Here is a 4,245-nt window from a genome sequence, read left to right on the forward strand (position 1 = left end):
CTGCAGGAGACGTGGCGGCAGCGGATCCTGCCGCTGGGGTGGACCCGCCATCGCGTGCTCCCGTGCCCGTCGCGGCGTCGGCCTTGGCTGGATCCGCGCCGCCTCGGGCGGCCGGAGCCGCGCTGCCAGCCGGTGCCGCGACACTCGAATCCGGGGATGGTGCTGCCGTCACCTGATCCAGCAGCAAGGCCGTGCTGCCGAGGACCGCGGCCAGGCCGACCACCACCGTGACAGGCCACTTGGCTTTCACTGACTTTTCCCGGCCCGGGCGACTGCGTTCGCCTGGACATCTGTCATTCTTCTTCTCCTGGCACCCATCGCCACAGTCTTTCAGCGGGCTGAACGGGCGCGGAAGCGTAGCGCTACCTGTTTTTGGGTGCTCCGCTACCGGCGTCCGTTACTTGGACGGGGATGGCACAGGGGCACGAGTTCCTGGCCGACGACGCCGTGGCGGTCCTTGAGCGACGCTCTGGGCCCGCCGGCGGCAGATGCCACGGGCGGCACCTGCGGGAATTGATCTGCAACGGGCATAGTTAAGCTCTTGGGCTTGTGCCTGAAGGTGCGGTCAACCGCGGAGCGCAGGACAGACACGAACAGAGGCGTAATTTTGATAGGGAATGCAACATTCCGACACCGCAACACCGCGTTGCTGTCAGTGACCAGCGTCGAGGCTCCGAGGATCGTCAGTTCCACGGATTTCGACCACAGGCTGGCTGCGACCCTGCGGCGGCTGAAGTTTCCCCCGAAGCTGCTCGAACGGGTTGCCGGCGTCACCCACCGGCGATGGTGGGCGCCGGGGACATCGTTCGACGACGCCGCCATCGAGGCGGGCGCCAAGGCCCTGGCCGAGTCCGGCATCGAAGCGACCGAGATCGGCCTGCTGATCAACACCTCCGTCACGCGGCGCAACCTTGAACCGTCCGTCGCGGTGAAGATCCACCACGGACTCGGCCTGCCGTCCTCTGCCATGAACTTCGACCTGGCCAACGCCTGCCTCGGATTCGTCAATGGCATGACCCTGGCGGCCAACATGATCGATTCGGGCCAGATCAAGTACGCTGTGATCGTCAACGGCGAGGACGCCCAGGCAACGCAGGAGGCCACCCTGGCCAGGCTGCAGCGGCCGGAGACGACCCGCGAGGACTTTAACCGTGAGTTTGCCACCCTCACCCTCGGCTCGGGAGCCGCCGCCGCCGTCCTGGGCCCCGCGGACCAGCACCCGGGGGCGCACCGGATCCTCGGCGGCGTGATGCGCGCCGGCACGGAGCACCATGAATTGTGCGTGGGCGGTATCGACGGCATGGCCACGGACACCAAAGCCCTGCTTGACGGCGGCCTGCGGCTCGTGGTCGATGCCTGGCGCGAGGCCCAGCCGGAGTGGAACTGGGCTTCCATGGACCGCTACGTCACGCACCAGGTGAGTACCGCCTATACCCAGGCCATCATCGAAGCCATTGACCTGGACCCTGACAAGGTGCCGATCACGTTCCCGCATTGGGGCAATGTGGGCCCGGCGTCCCTCCCAATGACCCTCGCGGCCGAAGCGCAGAGCCTCGGAGCCGGGGACCGGGTGCTGTGCATGGGCGTCGGTTCCGGCCTCAACACCGCCATGGTGGAAATCGTTTGGTAGCCGCCGACTGGCCCGGCGTCGACCCCGAATGGTCGCGCGAGATCGAGGTGGCGTCCACCTCCGCGCCCGATGGGCGCGGAACCGTGCGCCGCTGGCACCTGCTCGACAACGGCGCCCAGCTCTCCCGCCGGGGCCTGACTCCTGCCGGGACCCTGCTGTGCGTGCATGGCAACCCGACCTGGTCCTACCTGTGGCGGACCTTGCTGGCCGCCGGTTCCGACCCCGCGCATCCCTGGCGTGTGGTGGCGGTGGACCAACTGGATATGGGCTTCTCGGAGCGCACCGGCACGTTCCGGCGCCTGGCAGACCGGATCAACGACCTGGGCGACCTCACCGCGGCGCTCGGGCTGGGCGGTCCGGTCGTCACCGTCGGCCACGACTGGGGCGGCGTGATCAGCCTCGGCTGGGCCTTGGCGCACCCGCAGCAGCTCGCCGGGGTGGTGCTGACCAACACCGCCGTCCACCAGCCCCCGGGCACCGGCATCCCCCCGGCGCTCCGGCTTGCCCTGCACCCTGCCGTGCACCGCTGGGGAACGACGACGTCGGACGCCTTCCTGCGGGTGACCCATGCCCTGGCCCACCCGCCGCTGGCCGCGGATGTCCGCAGCGCCTTCAAGGCCCCCTACCGCGGCGCCGGGCGCCGCGCCGGCGTGGGGAACTTCGTCGCGGACATTCCCGCCGACGCGTCCCACCCCAGCTTCCCGGCACTCGGCCGCGTCGCCGAAGGGCTCGGCGGGCTGGGAGTCCCGGCCCTGATGCTCTGGGGACCGCGGGACCCGATCTTTTCCGACCGGTACCTGAAGGACCTCATCAGCCGGCTGCCGCACGCGAAAGTGCACCGCTTCGAGGGCGCCGGCCACCTGGTCGCGGAAGACCGGGACATCGCCACTCCCGTCTTCGAGTGGCTTTCCGGACGCGACCCGGACAACGGACCCGGCCTTCAGCGGACGCACGCCCCGCTCGAGCGCCCGCCGCTGCAGGCCGGGGCCGGGCCCCTGGAAACCGGCACCGGGACTCCGCCCCTGTGGGCGCCGCTTACCGAGGCCGCGACAGGACCCGCACGCGGGGACACCGCCGTCGCGCAAATGGCCGCGGACGGCAGCGTCGCCCGCTCGCTCAGCTGGCAGGAGCTGGAACGGAGTATCGCCACCCTCGCAGCGGGCCTGCACGAGGCCGGTGTAGGGCACCGCAGCCGGGTGAGCCTGATGGTTCCGCCGGGTGTAGACCTGACCGTGGTCCTCTACGCCTGCCTCCGGCTCGGCGCGGTGGTCGTCGTGGCCGATGCCGGCCTGGGCACCCGGGGGCTCAGCCGCGCCGTCAAGGGCGCCACCCCGGACTTCCTCATCGGCATCGACAAAGCCCTCGCGGCGGCATCGGTGCTCGGCTGGCCGGGACGGCGCATCAGTGTGCGGGACCTGCCGGCCGCCCGTCGCCGGCTTCTGGCGGTGGAGACCTCCCTGGCCTTCCTCGCCACCCGGGGAGAACTCCTCGGCGGCAAAACGCCGCCCCTGCAGGTTCCGGACCCGCACGCCGCGGCCGCCGTGCTCTTCACCTCCGGCTCCACCGGCCCCGCCAAGGGCGTGCTCTACACCCACCGGCAGCTGGCGGCGATGCGGGACACGCTCGCCGCGACGCTCGGGATCCGCCCGGGCGCACGCCTGGTGGCGGGCTTCGCGCCGTTCGCCCTGCTGGGGCCGGCGCTGGGGGCCGTGTCCGTGACGCCCGCCATGGACGTGACAGCGCCCCGCACCCTGACGGCCCGCGCGCTGGCGGACGCCGCCGCGGCGATCGACGCCACGGTGGTCTTCGCCTCGCCCGCTGCCCTGCGCAACGTCCTTGCGACCCAGGGCCGCCTGGACGGTGCCGGCCACATGGTCCTGGGTCGCGTGGAGCTGCTGCTCTCCGCCGGCGCGCCCGTTCCCGCTTCCCTCCTCGCAGAGGTCCAGCGGCTGCTGCCCCGCGCCTCGCTGCACACCCCGTACGGAATGACCGAGGCGCTGCCTGTCACGGACATCAGCCTCGAACAGATCCGCGCCGCCGAGTCCGATGCCGCCGCCGGCACCGTCGCAGGGGCCGGGAACGGCGTGTGCGTGGGCCGGCCGGTACACGGCGCCCGTGTGGCCGTCATCCCGCTCGACGCGGACGGCTCAGCCCCCGGGAACCGACCCGTCACCGAGGCGGGAGTGACCGGCGAGATCCTCGTCAACGCCCCGCATGTGAAGGAAAGCTACGACCGGCTCTGGCTGACCCAGCGCGAGAGCGTCCGCACAGCCGGCTGGCACCGCACCGGCGACGTCGGGCACTTCGACGCCGCCGGCCGGCTCTGGGTGGAAGGGCGCCTCGCGCACGTCGTAACGGCACCGGGTACCGTGGTCACGCCTGTGGGCGCCGAGCAGGCCATCGAGCGCCTGTCCGACGTCGGGCTGGCCGCCGTCGTCGGCATCGGCCCGGCCGGGACGCAGGCCGTCGTCGCCGTCGTCGAGACTGTACCCCCCGCCCGCCGGGCGGGCCCTGCAGCGCCGCAGCTCGCCGGGCGCGTACGCGAGGCGGCCCGGCAGGCAGGCGTCAGCGTCTCGGCGGTGCTCGTTGTCTCCTCCCAGCCGACCGACATCCGC

At 71.8% G+C, this 4,245-nt stretch carries 2 protein-coding genes and 1 pseudogene; 2 read left to right on the forward strand and 1 reads right to left on the reverse strand.

Annotated elements, in window-relative coordinates; translation table 11 throughout:
• Window positions 1-250 (reverse strand): annotated as a pseudogene (locus BJQ90_RS13620) (hypothetical protein); the annotation flags it as partial.
• Window positions 251-607: 357 nt separating this feature from the next.
• Between BJQ90_RS13620 and BJQ90_RS13625 the strand changes: the two are divergent.
• Complete coding sequence (locus BJQ90_RS13625; protein ID WP_226760787.1) at window positions 608-1,630, forward strand: 3-oxoacyl-ACP synthase III; 1,023 nt, start codon at window positions 608-610, stop codon at window positions 1,628-1,630.
• A partial coding sequence (locus BJQ90_RS13630) for an alpha/beta fold hydrolase (RefSeq protein WP_226760788.1) occupies window positions 1,624-4,245 on the forward strand: 2,622 nt, incomplete at its 3' end. The genes BJQ90_RS13625 and BJQ90_RS13630, both read left to right, overlap by 7 nt.

The organism is Arthrobacter sp. SO3, from assembly GCF_020532825.1.
In the GTDB taxonomy this organism is placed as follows: domain Bacteria; phylum Actinomycetota; class Actinomycetes; order Actinomycetales; family Micrococcaceae; genus Arthrobacter.